The 15,929-nt window shown below is 71.0% G+C and carries 10 protein-coding genes; 5 read left to right on the top strand and 5 right to left on the bottom strand.

Features of this window, described 5'->3' with window-relative positions:
- Nucleotides 1-47 precede the first annotated feature (47 nt).
- The 4 genes from OG574_RS28150 to OG574_RS28135 all read left to right on the top strand — a co-directional run bounded on the left by OG574_RS28150 (nucleotide 48) and on the right by OG574_RS28135 (nucleotide 5,778).
- A complete protein-coding gene (locus tag OG574_RS28150) occupies nucleotides 48-965 on the top strand; it encodes an ABC transporter permease (RefSeq protein ID WP_326775472.1) in 918 nt (305 codons plus the stop codon).
- Nucleotides 958-1,794 carry an ABC transporter ATP-binding protein gene (locus OG574_RS28145; protein WP_326775471.1) on the top strand — a complete coding sequence of 279 codons (837 nt, stop codon included), beginning with the start codon at nucleotides 958-960 and terminating at the stop codon, nucleotides 1,792-1,794. The genes OG574_RS28150 and OG574_RS28145 overlap by 8 nt, the downstream gene beginning before the upstream one ends.
- A gap of 85 nt (nucleotides 1,795-1,879) precedes the next feature.
- On the top strand, nucleotides 1,880-4,090 hold the full coding sequence (locus tag OG574_RS28140; protein WP_326775470.1) for a bifunctional glycosyltransferase/CDP-glycerol:glycerophosphate glycerophosphotransferase: 2,211 nt from the start codon (nucleotides 1,880-1,882) through the stop codon (nucleotides 4,088-4,090).
- A complete protein-coding gene (locus tag OG574_RS28135) occupies nucleotides 4,087-5,778 on the top strand; it encodes a glycosyltransferase family 2 protein (protein WP_326775469.1) in 1,692 nt (563 codons plus the stop codon). The genes OG574_RS28140 and OG574_RS28135 overlap by 4 nt, the downstream gene beginning before the upstream one ends.
- On the opposite strand, the gene OG574_RS28130 is transcribed toward OG574_RS28135, so the two are convergent.
- From OG574_RS28130 to OG574_RS28110, 5 genes are all read right to left on the bottom strand, one after another.
- Nucleotides 5,775-7,301, bottom strand: coding sequence for a hypothetical protein (locus tag OG574_RS28130; protein ID WP_326775468.1), 1,527 nt, complete (start codon nucleotides 7,299-7,301; stop codon nucleotides 5,775-5,777). The genes OG574_RS28135 and OG574_RS28130 overlap by 4 nt on opposite strands.
- Nucleotides 7,285-7,752 carry a GtrA family protein gene (locus tag OG574_RS28125; RefSeq protein WP_326775467.1) on the bottom strand — a complete coding sequence of 156 codons (468 nt, stop codon included), beginning with the start codon at nucleotides 7,750-7,752 and terminating at the stop codon, nucleotides 7,285-7,287. The genes OG574_RS28130 and OG574_RS28125 overlap by 17 nt, the downstream gene beginning before the upstream one ends.
- Nucleotides 7,749-8,453, bottom strand: coding sequence for a polyprenol monophosphomannose synthase (locus tag OG574_RS28120; protein ID WP_326778649.1), 705 nt, complete (start codon nucleotides 8,451-8,453; stop codon nucleotides 7,749-7,751). The genes OG574_RS28125 and OG574_RS28120 overlap by 4 nt, the downstream gene beginning before the upstream one ends.
- A gap of 86 nt (nucleotides 8,454-8,539) precedes the next feature.
- Nucleotides 8,540-9,643, bottom strand: coding sequence for an NDP-sugar synthase (locus OG574_RS28115; protein WP_326775466.1), 1,104 nt, complete (start codon nucleotides 9,641-9,643; stop codon nucleotides 8,540-8,542).
- A gap of 268 nt (nucleotides 9,644-9,911) precedes the next feature.
- Nucleotides 9,912-14,843 (bottom strand): NAD-glutamate dehydrogenase, encoded by a 4,932-nt coding sequence (locus OG574_RS28110; RefSeq protein ID WP_326775465.1) that lies wholly within the window; start codon nucleotides 14,841-14,843, stop codon nucleotides 9,912-9,914.
- Between the two features lie 479 nt (nucleotides 14,844-15,322).
- Here OG574_RS28110 and OG574_RS28105 point away from each other — a divergent pair, with 479 nt between their 5' ends.
- Nucleotides 15,323-15,889 (top strand): DJ-1/PfpI family protein, encoded by a 567-nt coding sequence (locus OG574_RS28105; protein ID WP_100598907.1) that lies wholly within the window; start codon nucleotides 15,323-15,325, stop codon nucleotides 15,887-15,889.
- Nucleotides 15,890-15,929: the final 40 nt, after the last annotated feature.

The following is a 15,929-nucleotide window of genomic DNA, read 5'->3' as shown; positions in this document are numbered from 1 at the left end:
ACGGGCCCGTTCCGACGTCTCCGACCCTTTGAGCGAAAGCAGCGGATGTGAGTCAGGCAGTCGACACACCTCCCCCGCCGGCGGTCACCGCCCCGGTGGAAGATCCCGCGCAGCTGGCCGCGCGGTACGGCCTCTCGGTCAGCGGCGCGCGCCCGACCCTCGCGGAATATGTGGGCCAGCTCTGGCAGCGGCGCCACTTCATCACCGCGTTCGCGACGGCCAAGCTCACGGCGCAGTACAGCCAGGCGAAGCTCGGCCAGGTGTGGCAGGTGGCGACCCCGCTCCTGAACGCGGCGGTCTACTACTTCATCTTCGGCGTGCTGATGGACACGAAGCACAACGTGCCGGACTACGTGCCGTTCCTGGTCACCGGCGTGTTCGTGTGGACGTTCACGCAGAGCTCGATCATGGCGGGCACCCGCGCGATCTCCGGCAACCTCGGTCTCGTACGGGCGCTGCACTTCCCGCGCGCGGCGCTGCCGGTGTCGTTCGCGCTCCAGCAGCTCCAGCAGCTGCTGTTCTCGATGTGCGCGCTGGTGGTGATCCTGCTCTGCTTCGGCGTTCCGCCGGCCCTCTCGTGGTTCCTGGTCCTGCCGGTCCTGCTGCTGCAGTTCGTCTTCAACACCGGCGTGGCCCTCGTGATGGCGAGGATGGGCGCGCGGACGCCGGACATAGCGCAGCTGATGCCGTTCCTGCTGCGTACGTGGATGTACACGTCCGGCGTGATGTGGAGCATCGACAAGGTGCTCAAGAACCAGCACCTGCCGCACGTCGTGCACGTACTGCTGTCCGCGAACCCGGCCGCCGTCTACATCGACCTGATGCGCTTCGCCCTGATCGACAGTTTCCACCGCGGCCAGCTGCCGCCCCACGTGTGGGCGATCGCGGCCGGGTGGGCGCTGCTCGCGGGCGTCGGCGGGTTCATCTACTTCTGGAAGGCAGAGGAGACGTACGGCCGTGGCTGACACCTCCGGGGAGCGGATCCCCACCGTCATCGTCGACGACGTCGACATCGTGTACCGCGTGAACGGCACGGGCGCGGGCCGCGGCACCGCGACCGCCGCGCTCGGCCGCATCATCGGCGGGCGGAAGAAGGCCGAGGCGCGGGCCGGCGTGCGCAAGGTGCACGCGGTGAAGAAGGTGTCGTTCACCGCCTACAAGGGCGAGGCGATCGGCCTGATCGGCACGAACGGGTCGGGCAAGTCGACGCTGCTCAAGGCGGTGGCGGGGCTGCTGCCGACGGAGAACGGCCGGATCTTCACGCATGGCCAGCCGTCCCTGCTCGGCGTGAACGCGGCGCTGATGAACGACCTCACGGGCGAGCGCAACGTCCATCTCGGCGGCCTCGCCATGGGCATGAGCCGCGAGGAGGTGCGCGAGCGCTACGACGACATCGTCGGCTTCTCCGGCATCAACGAGAAGGGCGACTTCATCACGCTGCCCATGCGGACGTACTCCTCCGGCATGGCCGCCCGGCTCCGGTTCTCCATCGCCGCCGCCAAGGACCACGACGTGCTGCTGATCGACGAGGCCCTGGCCACCGGCGACCGGTCCTTCCAGAAGCGCTCGGAGTCCCGCATCCGCGAGCTGCGCAAGGAGGCCGGCACGGTCTTCCTCGTCAGTCACAACAACAAGTCGATCCGCGACACCTGCGACCGGGTGCTGTGGCTGGAGCGCGGCGAGCTGCGCATGGACGGTCCGACGGACGAGGTCCTCAAGGCGTACGAGGCGTTCACCAATCCGAACGACGGCAAGCCGGAACCGAAGAAGCCCAAGGTCGCCGTTTCCGCCTGAGGCCGATGCGGGCGGCCCACTCCCTTTATCCCTTTTATCCGATCGGTGACACTATGGGGCGCCAGGAGGAGAAGGGACGGAGACCGTGCAGGAACTCAGCGTCATCGTGTACGGCCGGGACGTGCAGGGGCATCTCGCCGACTGCCTGGACAGCGTGACGGGCCAGTTGCCCGAGGGGGCGGAACTCGTCGTCGCCGCCGTGGACGATCCGGCGCCGACCGCCGACGTGCCGGGCAGCGTCACCGTTCTGGCCCTGCCCGGCGCCACTTCCGACGAGGAGGCCCGCGCCGCCGGCGGCGAGCGGGCCTCGGGCGAGTGGCTGCTGTTCGTGCACGCCAAGGACCGCGTGCCCCCGGGCGCGCTGCGGGCGCTGCTGGACCGGGTCGCTTCTCTCGCGGACAGCGCCGACCGCGTGGACGTCGTACTCACCGACCATGTGCACTCGAACTGGCGCACCTCCGGCCTCCCGGGCCCCGACGCCCGTCTGCTCGCCAGGGCGGGCGGCCGCGATCTGCCCCTCGCGGACTGCCCCGACCTGCTGCGGGTCACCCCGTTGCTCGGGAACCGTGCCCTGCGCGCCGCGTTCTGGCAGGACCACCGCGACCAACTGGCCGCCACCGACGAGCGGTTCGCGGCCCGCGCCGCCCTCGTCCTCGCCGACCGCGTCACCGCGCTCCAGCACGTGGTCCTCGACGAGCGCAGGCTGCGCCCCACGAGCCTGCCGCCGCTCACCCCGGAGCAGCACTACGCGACCGTCGGCCTGTACGAGGACCTCCAGCGCCTGATGGCCGGCCTCGGCACGCCGACCGGTCCCCGCGCGGTCCTCTACGACGTGATGGCGACCGAGTGCATGCGGATCGTGGCCCGCGCCGGGATGCCGGAGCCGGTGGGCCGCGAGTTCTTCCGCCGGGCCTCGCGCGCGGCCGTCGCGTGGCGGCCGGAGGGCTACCGCAGGCCCGCGGGGCTCGAAGGCATCCGGCGCCGCCTGCTCGAAGAGGACGCGTACTCCCGGTACCGCGCCTTCCAGAGCGTCAACCACAAGCGGCGCGCCCTGAAGTCCGCGGCCCGGGAGCGCAAGCGGCGGATCGGCGCGAAGGTCCGCGACCACCGCTACCGGCGGGAGCTGCGCCGGCCCGTGGACCCGGACCTGGCCGTGTTCTCCGCGTACTGGGACCGCGGGGTCGCCTGCAATCCGGGCGCGATCGCCGCGAAGCTCGCCGAACTCGCGCCGCGCGTCCACCAGGTGTGGGTGGTCCGCGCGGCCGACGCGCCGCTCCTGCCGCCCGGCACCGACCACGTCGTGCCCGGCTCCCGCCGCTACTGGGAGGTCCTGGCCCGTGCCAAGTACCTCGTCAACAACGTCAACTTCGCGAACGCCGTGGTCAAGCGCCCCGAAGCCGTCCACGTCATGACCCACCACGGCACGCCCCTCAAGCGCATGGGCCTCGACCAGATCGAGTACCCGACCGCGTCCAAGGGCCTCAACTTCCGCCAGCTCCTGGCCCGCGTCGACAAGTGGGACTACAGCGTCACGTCGAACAGCCACTCCACGCGGATCTGGGAGCGCGCCTACCCCACGCACTACGTCCCGCTGGAGTACGGCTATCCGCGCAACGACGTCTTCTACAGCGCGACGGCCGCCGACATCCGCGCCGTCCGCGACCGCCTCGGCATCGCGCCGGGCCGGCGGGCCGTCCTGTACGCGCCGACGCACCGCGACTACGAGGGCTCCTGGACCCCGCGCCTGGACCTCGCCACGCTCGCCGACCGGCTCGGCGACGACACCGTCCTCCTCGTGCGCGGCCACTACTTCTACGGCGGGGCGGGCTCGCCGCTCGCGGACCTGCGCCGCAGCGGCCGGGTCATCGACGTGTCCACGTACGACCCGGTCGAGGAGCTCTGCCTCGCCGCGGACGCCCTGGTCACGGACTACTCGTCGATCATGTTCGACTACGCCAATCTGGACCGCCCGATCGTGATCTACGCGGACGACTGGGAGATGTACGCGAAGACCCGCGGGGTCTACTTCGACCTGATCGCCGAGGCGCCCGGGCCCGTCGCCCGTACGCAGGACGAGCTGACGGACATCCTCGCCTCGGGCGCGTGGCGCGACGAGGCGTCGGGGAAGGCGCGGGCCGCGTTCCGGCGCCGGTTCTGCGAGTTCGACGACGGTCACGCCGCCGAGCGGGTCGTACGCCGGGTCTTCCTCGGCGAGAGCGAGGCGGCGCTGCCCCCGGTGGTCCCCGTCGACGAGCGCATCCCCGCGCCCACCCCCGAGGAGGCGGCCCGCCGATGACCACGCCCACGAGAACGATCACGCCCGACGTCACGGTCACCGTCATCGTCTACAACGACGCCGGGCGGCTGCCGCGCGCCGTCGCCTCGGTCCTGGAGCAGACGCACGGCAACATCGAGGTCGTCATCAGCGACGACCACTCGACGGACGCCACCCCCGAGGTGGCGCGCCGCCTCGCCGCCGCGGACCCTCGGGTGCGCTACCTGCGTCTGCCGGAGAACAGCGGCGGGTGCAGCGCGCCCCGCAACCGCGCGCTCGACATCGCCCGCGCCCCGTATCTGATGTTCCTCGACAGCGACGACGAACTCCCTCCGGAATCGGTGGAGCTGCTGCTCGCGGCGCACCGGGAGCGGGAGATCGACTTCGCGATGGGCGCGGTCGAGCGGATCCGCGTCGACACGGGCCGCACGTCGACGTGGATGCCGCACCTGGTCTCGGAGCGCCGCACGGTCGACGGGATCGACGCCGAACCCGGCCTGTTCTTCGAGCACTTGTCGACGAGCAAGATGTACAAGCGGGAGTTCCTCGACCGCAACCAGCTGCGCTTCCCCGAGGGCATCCACTACGAGGACCAGCTGTTCTCGGCGCAGGCGTACTGCCTCGCGAAGTCCTTCACGGTCATCCCCGAGCCGGTCTACCGCTGGTACATCGCGCCGTTCGCCGAGGCGGACGCCGCGTCGATCTCCAACCAGCGGCACAAGCTGACCAACGTCCGCGACCGCGTCCACGTGCAGGAACTCATCGACGATTTCCTCGCGGCGGGCGGCCACACGGGGGTGCGCGAGGACAAGGACTACAAGTTCCTCAAGCACGACTTCCGGATGTACGCGGGCGATCTGCCCTACCGGGACTACGCCTGGCTGGCCGGGTTCGCCGAGATCGTGAACCCGTATCTGGCGACGCTGTCCCCGGGCGCGTACGCCCGGCTGCCGCGCCCCGAGCGGGTCGTCCTGCAACTGGTGCGCGACGGCCGCCTCTCCGACGCCCGGCTCGCGGCGCGCGGGCTCGGCCATGTGGTGGCCCCGCGCGAGACTGCCACGGACGCGTCCGGTGCCGTCTACTGGGGGGCAGTGGTCCCGCCGTCGGACGAGGCGCGTGCCGAACTCGACCTGTCCGACCAGGAGTTGTACTCGCGTCCGTTCCCCGGCGCCCACTTCCGGCACGAGATCACGCGGATCGAGCGCGGCCCCGGCGCCGGCATCGACCTGTCGGTGCGCACGTACGATCCCGGTCTGCGCCTCGCCGTCGGCCCGCACGTCGCCTCGCTGGTCGTGGCGCCGGGGCGGCGCCGTATGACGACGCGGCTGCGGCTCGACCCGGTGCGGCCCGGCGTCTTCGAGGGCCGGGTGCGGCTCGACCTGGCGGCGGCCCCGCTCCCGGTGCACGGCTTCGACGGCATGCGGCATCCGTTGCTCCAGCTCCAGGACCACGGGCTGCGCAACACCTCGGTGCTGCTCGCGCCGCTGGACTTCCCCGCGCTCACCGCGCGTGTCGGGTACCACTCGGGGGCGGCCCCGCACCGGGTGACGCTGGAGCCGGAGGGCCGGGGCGGCGGGCGTCTCCAGATCCGCTGGGAGCCGGCCGGGCTCACGGCCCGGGTGACGCACCCGGTGGCGCGCAGGCTGGCCACTGCTTCGGACGGGCGCGTACGGAACGCCGTACGCCTGGTGAGGAGCGCGCTGCGTTAGCCCTGGTCGCCGACGACCTCGTACAGGGTCTGGCCGCCCGGGCCCGTCGTGACCTTGTGCAGTGCGGGGTCGGTGGCGGCGAGGCCCGCGTCGTCGCGGTGGCTCACGATCCACCGCACCTCATAGCGGCGCAGGACGTCGAGGCGCGCGGCCCGCTCGGTGCCGGGGGCGAAGTAGGTCCCGACGGCGCTGGTGCGGGCCGCCTCGTCGGGCAGGAAGAAGTCCGGGTAGCCGGGGGCCACGGTGTAGGGCCCGTACGCGGGGATCTGGCGCGCGGGGAAGTCCGTGGCGAGGACCACGTCCCCGTACTTCACCCAGGGCGTCATCCAGTGGTAGCCGCGCCACGGTGGCTTGTAGCGGTCGGCGAGCGGCTTGGGCAGGACGTCTCGCGGGACGACGTAGCCGAGTACGCCCGACTGGGTCCACGCGCCCGCGAGGAGCGCCGCAGCGAGTACCGCAGCGAACGCCGTACGTACGGCCCCGCGGCCCGCCCTGCGCTCTGCCCCGAACACCTCCAGGCCCGCCGCGACCTGCGCCGGGATCACGGCTGCCGGCAGGACCCGGCCCCACGAGTAGTGCCCGCTCACCCAGCCCGCCGCGAACATCAGCACCCCGAGCGCGAAGAAGATCACGAGCGGATCGCGCCGGTCCCTGCGCCACCGCAGAGCGAGCGCGAACACGCCGGCAAGCAGGAGCCAGTACCGGCCGGGCAGGTTCCGGTAGAGGGCCTGGTGGATCTCCTCCAGGCCCTGCGCGTGGAAGAGGTCGAAGAACGAGTAGTACGGCCATGCGGCGAGCACGACCGCGCCGAGGGCGAGCCCGGCCGCGAGCCGCGCCCACACCGCGCGTGCCGGCCAGGGCCGCGCCCCGGCCACCATCGCGAGGGCGCCGAACGACGCGACGACGCCCGTGAACTGATGGCTCAGCAGGATCACGGACCACAGCAGCCCAAGGCCGAGGAACCCGGGCAGGCCCGAGCCGCGGGCGAGCGCCCCGCGCAGCAGCGCCCAGAGGTGGAAGGACAGCCCGAGCGCGAAGGTGCTGGGGTAGGAGAGGGTCAGGGCAAGGGAGTTGAGGCCGAGGAAGCCGCTCCAGTTGAACAGGCTCGTGCCCCACAGGAGGAGCAGGCACAGGAGGACGAGCGCGGTGACCGCCGTGCGCCGGGAGCGGCTCGCGGACGCTTCGGTGAACGTGCCGGTGAACCGCCATACGCCGGTCACGAGCAGCGTCAGCGAGATCAGCGCGGCGATGCGCAGGACGGTGAAGGTGCCGAGGCCGGTGACGTCGGCGACGACGCCGAGGAACACCGTCCACGGTGAGTAGTACGGGCTCGGCGTCTTTTCGTCGACCAGCGGGTTGCCCGGGTCGAGGAGATCGTGGCGCAGGCGTTCGACGGTGGCCGCGTGGATGCCGAGGTCGCCCGCCCAGGGCAGCCGGATCGCGACGGCCACGAGCAGAGCGACGACCAGCAGGAGGACCAGCGGGGCCGCGGCCCTGAGGGCCGCGTTACTCGCGGCGCGCATCGTGCTGGAAGACCCACGTCCGGTAGACGAGGAAGCGGAAGGCCGAGGCCAGGACGATGGACAGTGCCTTGGCGATGTTCGACGCGAGCGGTCCCGTCATCGAGGCGCCGTGGTATCCGGCGTAGAACAGGACGCTCTCCATGAGGACGCCGAGCACGCTGAAGCCGAAGAACAGCGCGATCTGGCGGCGGGTGCGCGAGTCGCGGTCCCGGTAGGCGAAGAAGCGGAAGCCCAGGTAGTTGGTGCCCATGGCGACACAGCTGGCCAGGACCGTCGCGGTCATCGGGGCCCGGCCGATGCCGTGCAGCAGGAGGTTGAAGACGAGGAAGTTGACGGCGACGCCGCTGCCGCCGACGGCGCCGAACTTGGCGACCTCCATGGACAGGCGGCGCACCCTGGCCCGGACAGGGACGACAACGGGCGCCTCACGCGCCGCGGTCTGGACCGTCATCGGCGCGCCCTCGCCCGCAGCTTCCACGGCATGCTGACGGATTCGAGCTGCACCATCAGGTTCATCTTGGACTCGCCGACCGTGCGGTCCTCGAAGTGGATGGGGACCTCTATGACGCCGAAGCCGCGGCGCACCGCGCGGTACTTCATCTCGACCTGGAAGCTGTAGCCCGCGCTGTCGACGGACGCCAGGTCGATGGCGCGCAGCGCGTCCTCGCGCCACAGGTTGAAGCCGCCGGTGATGTCGCGGACGCGGGTGCCGAGGATGGTGCCCGCGTAGGTGTTGGCCCAGCGGGACAGGAGCCTGCGGTGCACGCCCCACGCCTCGGAGAGCGTGCCGCCCTGGACGTAGCGGCTGCCGATGGTGACTCCGGCGCCGGTGGCGAGGGCGGTGCCGAGGAGCGCGGGCACCTTGTCGGTGGGGTGGCTGCCGTCGGCGTCCATCTGGAGGACGTAGCGCGCGCCGTCGGCGACGGCCCGCGCCATGCCCGCCGCGTAGGCCCGGCCGAGTCCCTCCTTGCCGGCGCGGTGCAGGACGCTCATCCGGTCGTGCCCGTGCCGCTCGGCGTACCGCTCGGCGATGTCGCCGGTGCCGTCGGGGCTGGAGTCGTCGACGACGAGGAGGCGCAGGCCCGGAAGGGGGAGCGCCATGAGGGCGTCGGCCATGCCGGGCAGGTTGCCCGCCTCGTTGTACGTCGGCATGACGACGGTGAGGGGGGTCCGGGCCCAGTCGTCGGGCAGTGGCCTGGCGGCGGCCGGTGTGGCCCCGATGTCGGGAGAGTTCGTGTTCACTGTTCGGTCAGCCCTTCTCCGGCGAGCGAGGAGAAGCGGACGGCCCGGTCGGGCAGTACGGCCTCGCACCACACCCGGGTTCCGTTCCGCAGTTCGTTGTGGGCGCCGACCTGGGCGCCGTCACCGATGACGCTGCCGTGCAGGACGGAGCGCCGCCCGATCCGCGCACCCGCGCCGACCAGGCTCTTCCTGACATAGGCACCGGCGCCCACGGTCGCGCCGTCATGCAGCACGGAACCGTGGACGACGGCCCCTGAACCTACCTGGACGCCCGCCCCGACGACGGTGCCCTCGGCGAGCCAGGCGTCGGCGGCGACCTTGGCGCCGGGCAGTACGAGGGACTCGCCGCGCACACCGGGCACGGCGGGCGAGTGGATGACCCCGCGCACGAGGTCGGCGGAGGCCTGCACGAAGGCTTCGGGCCGGCCGAGGTCGAGCCAGTAGGAGTCCTCGACCATTCCGTGCAGATAGGCACCCGCGGCGAGCAGGCCGGGGAACGTCTCGCGCTCGACGGAAACGGCCCGCCCGGCGGGGATGTGGTCGATGACGGACCTGCGGAACACGTAGGAGCCCGCGTTGATCTGGTCCGTGACGATCTCCTCGGGCGTCTGCGGCTTCTCGGTGAAGGCGAGCACGCAGCCGTCGGCGTCGGTCGGTACGAGCCCGAAGGCGCGGGGGTCGTCGACGCGGGCGAGGTGGAGGGTGACGTCGGCTTCGCGCTCGCGGTGCCGGTTGATGAGGGCGCGCGCGTCGAGGCCGGTGAGGATGTCGCCGTTGCAGACGAGGACGGGTTCCTCGGGAGCGGAGATCAGGCGGCGTGCCGCGTTCCGGATCGCGCCGCCGGTCCCCAGCGCCTCGTACTCGACGGCGTACTCGAGGTGGACCCCGAACGCCGATCCGTCGCCGAAGTACGGCTCGAAGACCTCGGCGAGATAGCAGGTGGCGAGGACGATGTGGCGCACGCCCGCGCCGGCGAGCCGGGCGATCTGATGGGCCAGGAAGGGGACTCCGGCCGCGCGCACCATGGGCTTGGGTGTGTTGACCGTGAGCGGCCGCAGCCGGGTGCCCAGCCCGCCGACCAGCAGAATCGCTTCCGTCATGGACCCTTCCTGACCTCTCCGCTGCGCGCCGCCGATCTGACAATCGGGTCCACTTTAGACGTAATGCCCGAGATAATGGCTTATGGCAAACCCCATGGGGTCGACGCACCTCCAGGAGCAACCGATTGGGCGCGCGGTCCATCAGGCCAGAACCGGTCAAGAGGCCGGCCGGAGACGGGCAAGAGAACGGAAAGAGTCCGGAAGGTGAAACGGGGGCGCCCCGCACCGGAGTTCCGGTGCGGGGCGCCCCCGTCGCTTCGAGCGGACCCTACGAGTGCGTGCGCAGCAGCGTCCTCATCGTGCGCATCGCGACCGACAGGTTCGCCAGGTCGAAGGCGTCCGAGCTCTGGATCTCCTCCAGGGTCGTCCGCGCGCGGCCCAGGATCGGCGCGTTCTTCTCCTGCCACGCGTCGAAGCGCTGCTCCGGAGTCGACACGCCGTTCCCGGCGGCCAGCACATCGGCCGTGAGGGCCGCGTGCGCCGCGTACAGGTCCTCGCGGATCGAGGCGCGGGCCATCGACTGCCAGCGGTCGGACCGCGGCAGCTCGATGATCCGGTCCATCAACTGCGCGATGGACAGCCGGTCCGCGAGGTCGTAGTACACCTCGGCGACGGCCAGGGGGTCCTTGCCGGTGCGGTCGGCGATCGCCACGATGTCGAGCGTCGGGAAGGCCGAGGAGAACCCGGCGACGCGCTGGGCCAGCTCCTCCGGCACACCCGCTGCGGTCAGCTCGTCCAGGATCGACTGGTACCACTCGGCGTCCGCGCCGCGCAGCATCTTCGGCATGGCCGACCACACCTGGGCGACGCCCTCGCGGAAGAAGTCGATGGTCTCGGCGAGCTGGAGCGGCTGCGGCCGGTTGTTGAGCAGCCAGCGCGTGCCGCGCTCGACCAGGCGGCGCGAGTGCAGCCTGATCCGGGTCTGGACGTCCGCGGCGACGACATTGTCGAGCGACTCGACCGCGTCCCAGACCTCGCCGAGGCCGAAGATCTCGCGCGCGGCGAGCTGCGCCCGCACGATCTCCTCCAGGGACGCCCCGGTCTCCTCGCGCAGCCGGTGCAGGAACGTCGAACCGCCGCTGTTCACCGTGTCGTTGACCAGCACCGTGGTGACGATCTCGCGGCGCAGCGCGTGCCCGTCGACCGCGTCGGTGAACCGCTCGCGCAGCGCCTGCGGGAAGTAGGCGTGCAGGAGCCTGCGCAGGTACGGGTCGTCCGGCAGCGACGTCTGGATCAGCTCGTGCGCGGCCGTGATCTTCGTGTACGCGAGGAGGACGGCCAACTCGGGCTGGCTCAGGCCGCGCCCGGAGTTCAGCAGTTCCTTGACCTGCCGGTCCGTCGGCAGGAACTCCAGGGCCCGGTCGAGGCTCCCTTCACGGACCAGGCGGCGCATGAAGCGCTGGTGGGCGTGGAGCAGGTCGGGCGCCTGGGCGACCGCGTTGGCCAGGGCCGTGTTCTGCGCGTAGTTGTTGCGCAGCACCAGGGCGCCGACCTCGTCGGTCATCTCGGCGAGCAGCTTGTTGCGCTGCTTGACGGTCATGTCGCCGTCGGTGACGAGCGCGTTGAGCAGGATCTTGATGTTCACCTCGTGGTCGGAGGTGTCCACGCCCGCGCTGTTGTCGATGGCGTCGGTGTTGACCTTGCCGCCGCTGCGCGCGAACTCGATACGGCCCAGCTGGGTCGCGCCGAGGTTGCCGCCCTCGCCGATCACCTTGGCCCGCACGTCCTGGCCGTCCACGCGGATCGCGTCGTTGGCCTTGTCGCCGACGTCCGCGTTCGACTCGGCGGACGACTTCACGTACGTGCCGATGCCGCCGTTCCACAGCAGGTCGACCCGCGCGTGCAGGATCGCCTTCATCAGGTCGGCCGGCGTCATCTTCGCGGCGCCCGACTCGATGCCGAGTGCCTCGCGGATGTGCGCGTTGAGCTGGATCGCCTTGGCGGAGCGCGGGAAGATCCCGCCGCCCGCGGAGATCAGTTCCTTGTTGTAGTCGGCCCACGAGGAGCGCGGCAGGTCGAACAGGCGGCGGCGCTCGGCGTACGAGGTGGCCGCGTCGGGCCGCGGGTCGATGAAGATGTGCCGGTGGTCGAACGCGGCGACCAGGCGGATGTGCTCGGAGAGCAGCATGCCGTTGCCGAACACGTCACCGGACATGTCGCCGACGCCGACGACCGTGAAGTCCTCGGTCTGCGTGTCGGTGCCCAGCTCCCGGAAGTGCCGCTTCACGGACTCCCAGGCGCCGCGGGCGGTGATACCCATGCCCTTGTGGTCGTAGCCCGCCGAGCCGCCGGAGGCGAAGGCGTCACCGAGCCAGAAGTTGTACGACTCGGCGACCGCGTTGGCGATGTCGGAGAACGTCGCCGTGCCCTTGTCGGCCGCGACCACGAGGTACGTGTCGTCCCCGTCGTGCCGCACGACGTCCGCCGGGGGCACGACCTGGCCGGCCACCAGGTTGTCGGTGATGTCGAGCAGCGCCGAGATGAAGGTCTTGTACGACGCGACACCCTCGGCCAGCCACGCGTCACGGTCGACGCTCGGGTCCGGCAGGTTCTTCGCGACGAAGCCGCCCTTCGCGCCGACCGGCACGATGACGGTGTTCTTCACCATCTGCGCCTTGACCAGGCCGAGGACCTCGGTGCGGAAGTCCTCACGCCGGTCGGACCAGCGCAGACCACCGCGCGCGACCTTGCCGAAGCGCAGGTGCACGCCCTCGACCCGAGGCGAGTACACCCAGATCTCGTAGGCCGGGCGCGGCGCGGGCAGGTCGGGGATGGCCTGCGGGTCGAACTTCATGGAGACGTACGCGTGCGGCGTGCCGTCGTCGCGCTTCTGGAAGAAGTTCGTCCGCAGCGTCGCCTTGATGACGGTCAGGAAGGACCGCAGGATCCGGTCCTCGTCCAGGCTCGCGACCTGGTCGAGCGCGCCGTCGAGCTCCTCCAGGAGCCCGTCGATCAGCTCGGTCCCGGCCCGCTGGCGCTCCGGCGACATGCGCGCCTCGAAGAGGCTCACCAGGAGGCGGGTGGTGTGGACGTTGTTACGGAGGGTGTCCTCCATGTAGTCCTGGCTGAACGTCGCACCGGCCTGGCGCAGGTACTTGGCATACGCGCGCAGCACCATCGCCTGCCGCCAGTTCAGACCGGCGCTCAGGACGAGGGAGTTGAAGCCGTCGTTCTCGGCGGCGCCGGTCCAGGTCGCCGTGAAGGCCTCCTGGAAGCGCTCGCGGCCGTCGTCACCGAGGAAGTCACCGTTGCCGGTGAGCGACTTCGGCAGGCGAAGGCCGAAGTCGTAGATCCACGCCGTGGTCCGGTCCGAGCAGCGCAGCTCGTAGGGGCGCTCGTCGATGACCTCGACGCCGAGCCGGTTGAGGACCGGCAGGACGGACGACAGGGAGACCGGCGCGCCGGTGCGGTAGATCTTGAAGCGGCGCTCGCCGGGGGCCGCGCCCACGGGCTCGTACAGCGAGAGCGCGAAGTCCTTCTCGCCGCGCTTGAGCGCTTCGAGGTGGACCAGGTCGGCGACCGCCGCGCGCGGCGAGTGGTCGGCCTTGTAGCCCTCGGGGAAGGCGCCGGAGTAGCGGCGGCCCAGCTCGGCCGCGCGCTCCTCGCCGCACTCCGCGTTCAGCGCCTCGCCGAAGCCGTCGGCCCACGAGCGGGCGGCGTCGACCAGCCGCGCCTCGATGCGCTCGGTGTCGGCCTCGGTCAGCACGGGCAGCTCGGTGCCCGGCTCGACGCGGATGACGAAGTGCAGCCGGGACAGGATCGACTCGGTGTTCCAGGCCGTGAAGTCGACGCTGGTGCCGTTGAGCTCTTCCTTGAGGATGTCGATGATCCGCAGGCGGACACCGGTGGTGTAGCGGTCGCGCGGCAGGTAGACGAGGGCCGAGTAGTAGCGGCCGTACTCGTCCTGGCGCAGGTAGAGCCGCAGCCGGCGGCGCTCCTGGAGGTAGAGGACGCTGGTGACGATGGCGCGCAGCTCGTCGGCCGGGGTCTGGAACAGCTCGTCGCGCGGGTACGTCTCCAGGATCTGGAGCAGGTCGCGGCCGTCGTGGCTGTTGGGCGAGAACCCGGCGCCCCGCAGCACTTCCTGCACCTTGCGGCGCACGACCGGGACGCGCCGGACGGACTCCGTGTACGCGGCGCTCGAGAAGAGGCCGAGGAAGCGGCGCTCACCGATGACGTTGCCCTCGGCGTCGAACTTCTTCACGCCGACGTAGTCCAGGTACGACGGGCGGTGCACGGTGGCGCGGCTGTTGGCCTTGGTCAGCACGAGGATCTTGTGCTCGCGGGCCTTGGCGCGCGCGTCGGCGGGCAGCCGGCTGAAGGACGGGCTCACCGGGTGGTGGTCGTCGCCGCCGTGCTGCGGGTCGGAGCGCAGGATGCCGAGGCCGGTGCCGGGCACGGCCGACAGCGAGTCGTCCTCGCGCAGCTCGTACTCGCGGTAGCCGAGGAAGGTGAAGTGGTCGGTGGACAGCCAGCGCAGCAGCTCGCGGGCCTCCTCGACGTCCTGGGCGCGCAGGTCGTCGGCGGTGGGCTCGCTCGGCAGGTCATCGGCGATACGCAGCGCCGAGTCCCGCATCTTCTCCCAGTCCTCGACGGCCTCACGGACGTCGGACAGGACACGCAGCAGGTCGGAGGTGATCTGCTTCAGGTCGGCGCGGTCGGTCTCCCGGTCGATCTCCACGTGGATCCACGACTCGGTGAGCGTGTCGTGGCCGTCGGCGGCGCTGCCCGCGGGCAGGACCTCCAGGAGCTTGCCGGTCAGGTCGCGGCGCACGGTGACCTGCGGGTGGATCACGACGTGGATGCCGCGGCCCTGGCGGGACAGCTCGTTGGTGACCGAGTCGACCAGGAACGGCATGTCGTCGGTGACGACCTCGACGACGGAGTGGCTGCAGGTCCAGCCGTTCTCCTCGACCGTCGGCGTGTGGACCTTGACGTTCGCGGTGCCCTGCGGGCGGACCTCCGCGAGCCGGTAGTGGGAGACGGCTGCACCGAAGGCGTCGACCGGGTCGCGGTCGGCCAGGTCCTCGGGGGCGGTGTGCAGGTAGTAGCGCTGGAGGAACGCGAGCACGGACTCCTGGTCCGGAGCCCCCTCGCCATTCGTCCCGGCCGGGAGTTGGCCCCCAGCCGGGCTGTTCTCAGCTACCCGGGCGGCCCGTGCGAGCAGCTCGGCCTTGGCTTCGTCCAGCTTGGTCTGCATTGTCCTCTGGCTCCTGTCGCGCGCCGTTGCGTGACGTTGAAGAAAGTGATGCGGCACAACGCCACGACGCGGGGTCTCCGGTCGATGTCGACGGTATGCCGGGATGAGAGATGAGCGGGCTGTTATCCGCCATTTTTGGCGTATTTCCTGCCCGGAGTCGGGACGGCATCCATATTCCGCCCCGAAGGGAACGGTCAGCGGAGCGCCGGGCACGGATGTAGATCTCCGTGTGCTCCCGGCGCGGGCAGGGGGCGACGATGCCCCCGCGAGATATCGCGCTGATCACGGGTCAAGGCTATCGCCCCTCCCCCGGGAGTCGTCATGAGCCGTATGTGTACAAATACAGCGGTCGAACTTTGACACTCTGCACAGGGACAGCGACGCGGATGGATGCGTCGGGGGGTTGCCTAACGGTCCGGCCGGGTCCACGTTGAGGAGGAGACACCCCGGCCCGAAGGCTCCGAGGGGAGCGCACAGCCATGGCACCCAAGATCCTCCTGGTGACCGGCGACGCCGCCGAGTCACTGGAAGTCCTGTACCCCTACCAGCGCCTGCGCGAGGAGGGCTACGACGTCCACATCGCCGCCCCGGAGCGCAAGAAGCTGCAGTTCGTCGTCCATGACTTCGAACCGGGGTTCGACACGTACACGGAGAAGCCCGGCTACACCTGGCCCGCCGATCTCGCGTTCGCCGAGGTCGAGCCCGAACAGTACGTCGCTGTCGTGATCCCGGGCGGCCGCGCCCCCGAGTATCTGCGCAACGACCCGGAGCTGCGCAAGATCCTGAAGTCTTTTTTCGACGCGGACAAGCCCGTGGCCCAGATCTGCCACGGTCCGCTGCTGACGGCGGCGGTCGACGGTCTGCGCGGGCGCCGCGTCACGGCGTATCCGGCGCTTGAGCCCGACATGCAGGCCGCGGGCGCTGCTTTCCGAGACGCGGAAGTGGTGGTCGACGGGACGTTGGTGTCGTCGCGCGCCTGGCCGGACCACTCGGGGTGGATGCGGGAGTTCCTCACGGTGCTGCGCGCCAAGGCGCCGGTGACCTGAGGGTCCGAGGATCCGAGGTGGGCGTGACAGGACGGCGCCT

The sequence above is a fragment of the Streptomyces sp. NBC_01445 genome (genome assembly GCF_035918235.1).
Taxonomy (GTDB): Bacteria; Actinomycetota; Actinomycetes; order Streptomycetales; family Streptomycetaceae; genus Streptomyces.
The sequence above is the reverse complement of the archived record's forward strand: the minus strand, read 5'-3'. Positions and strand labels throughout refer to the sequence as shown.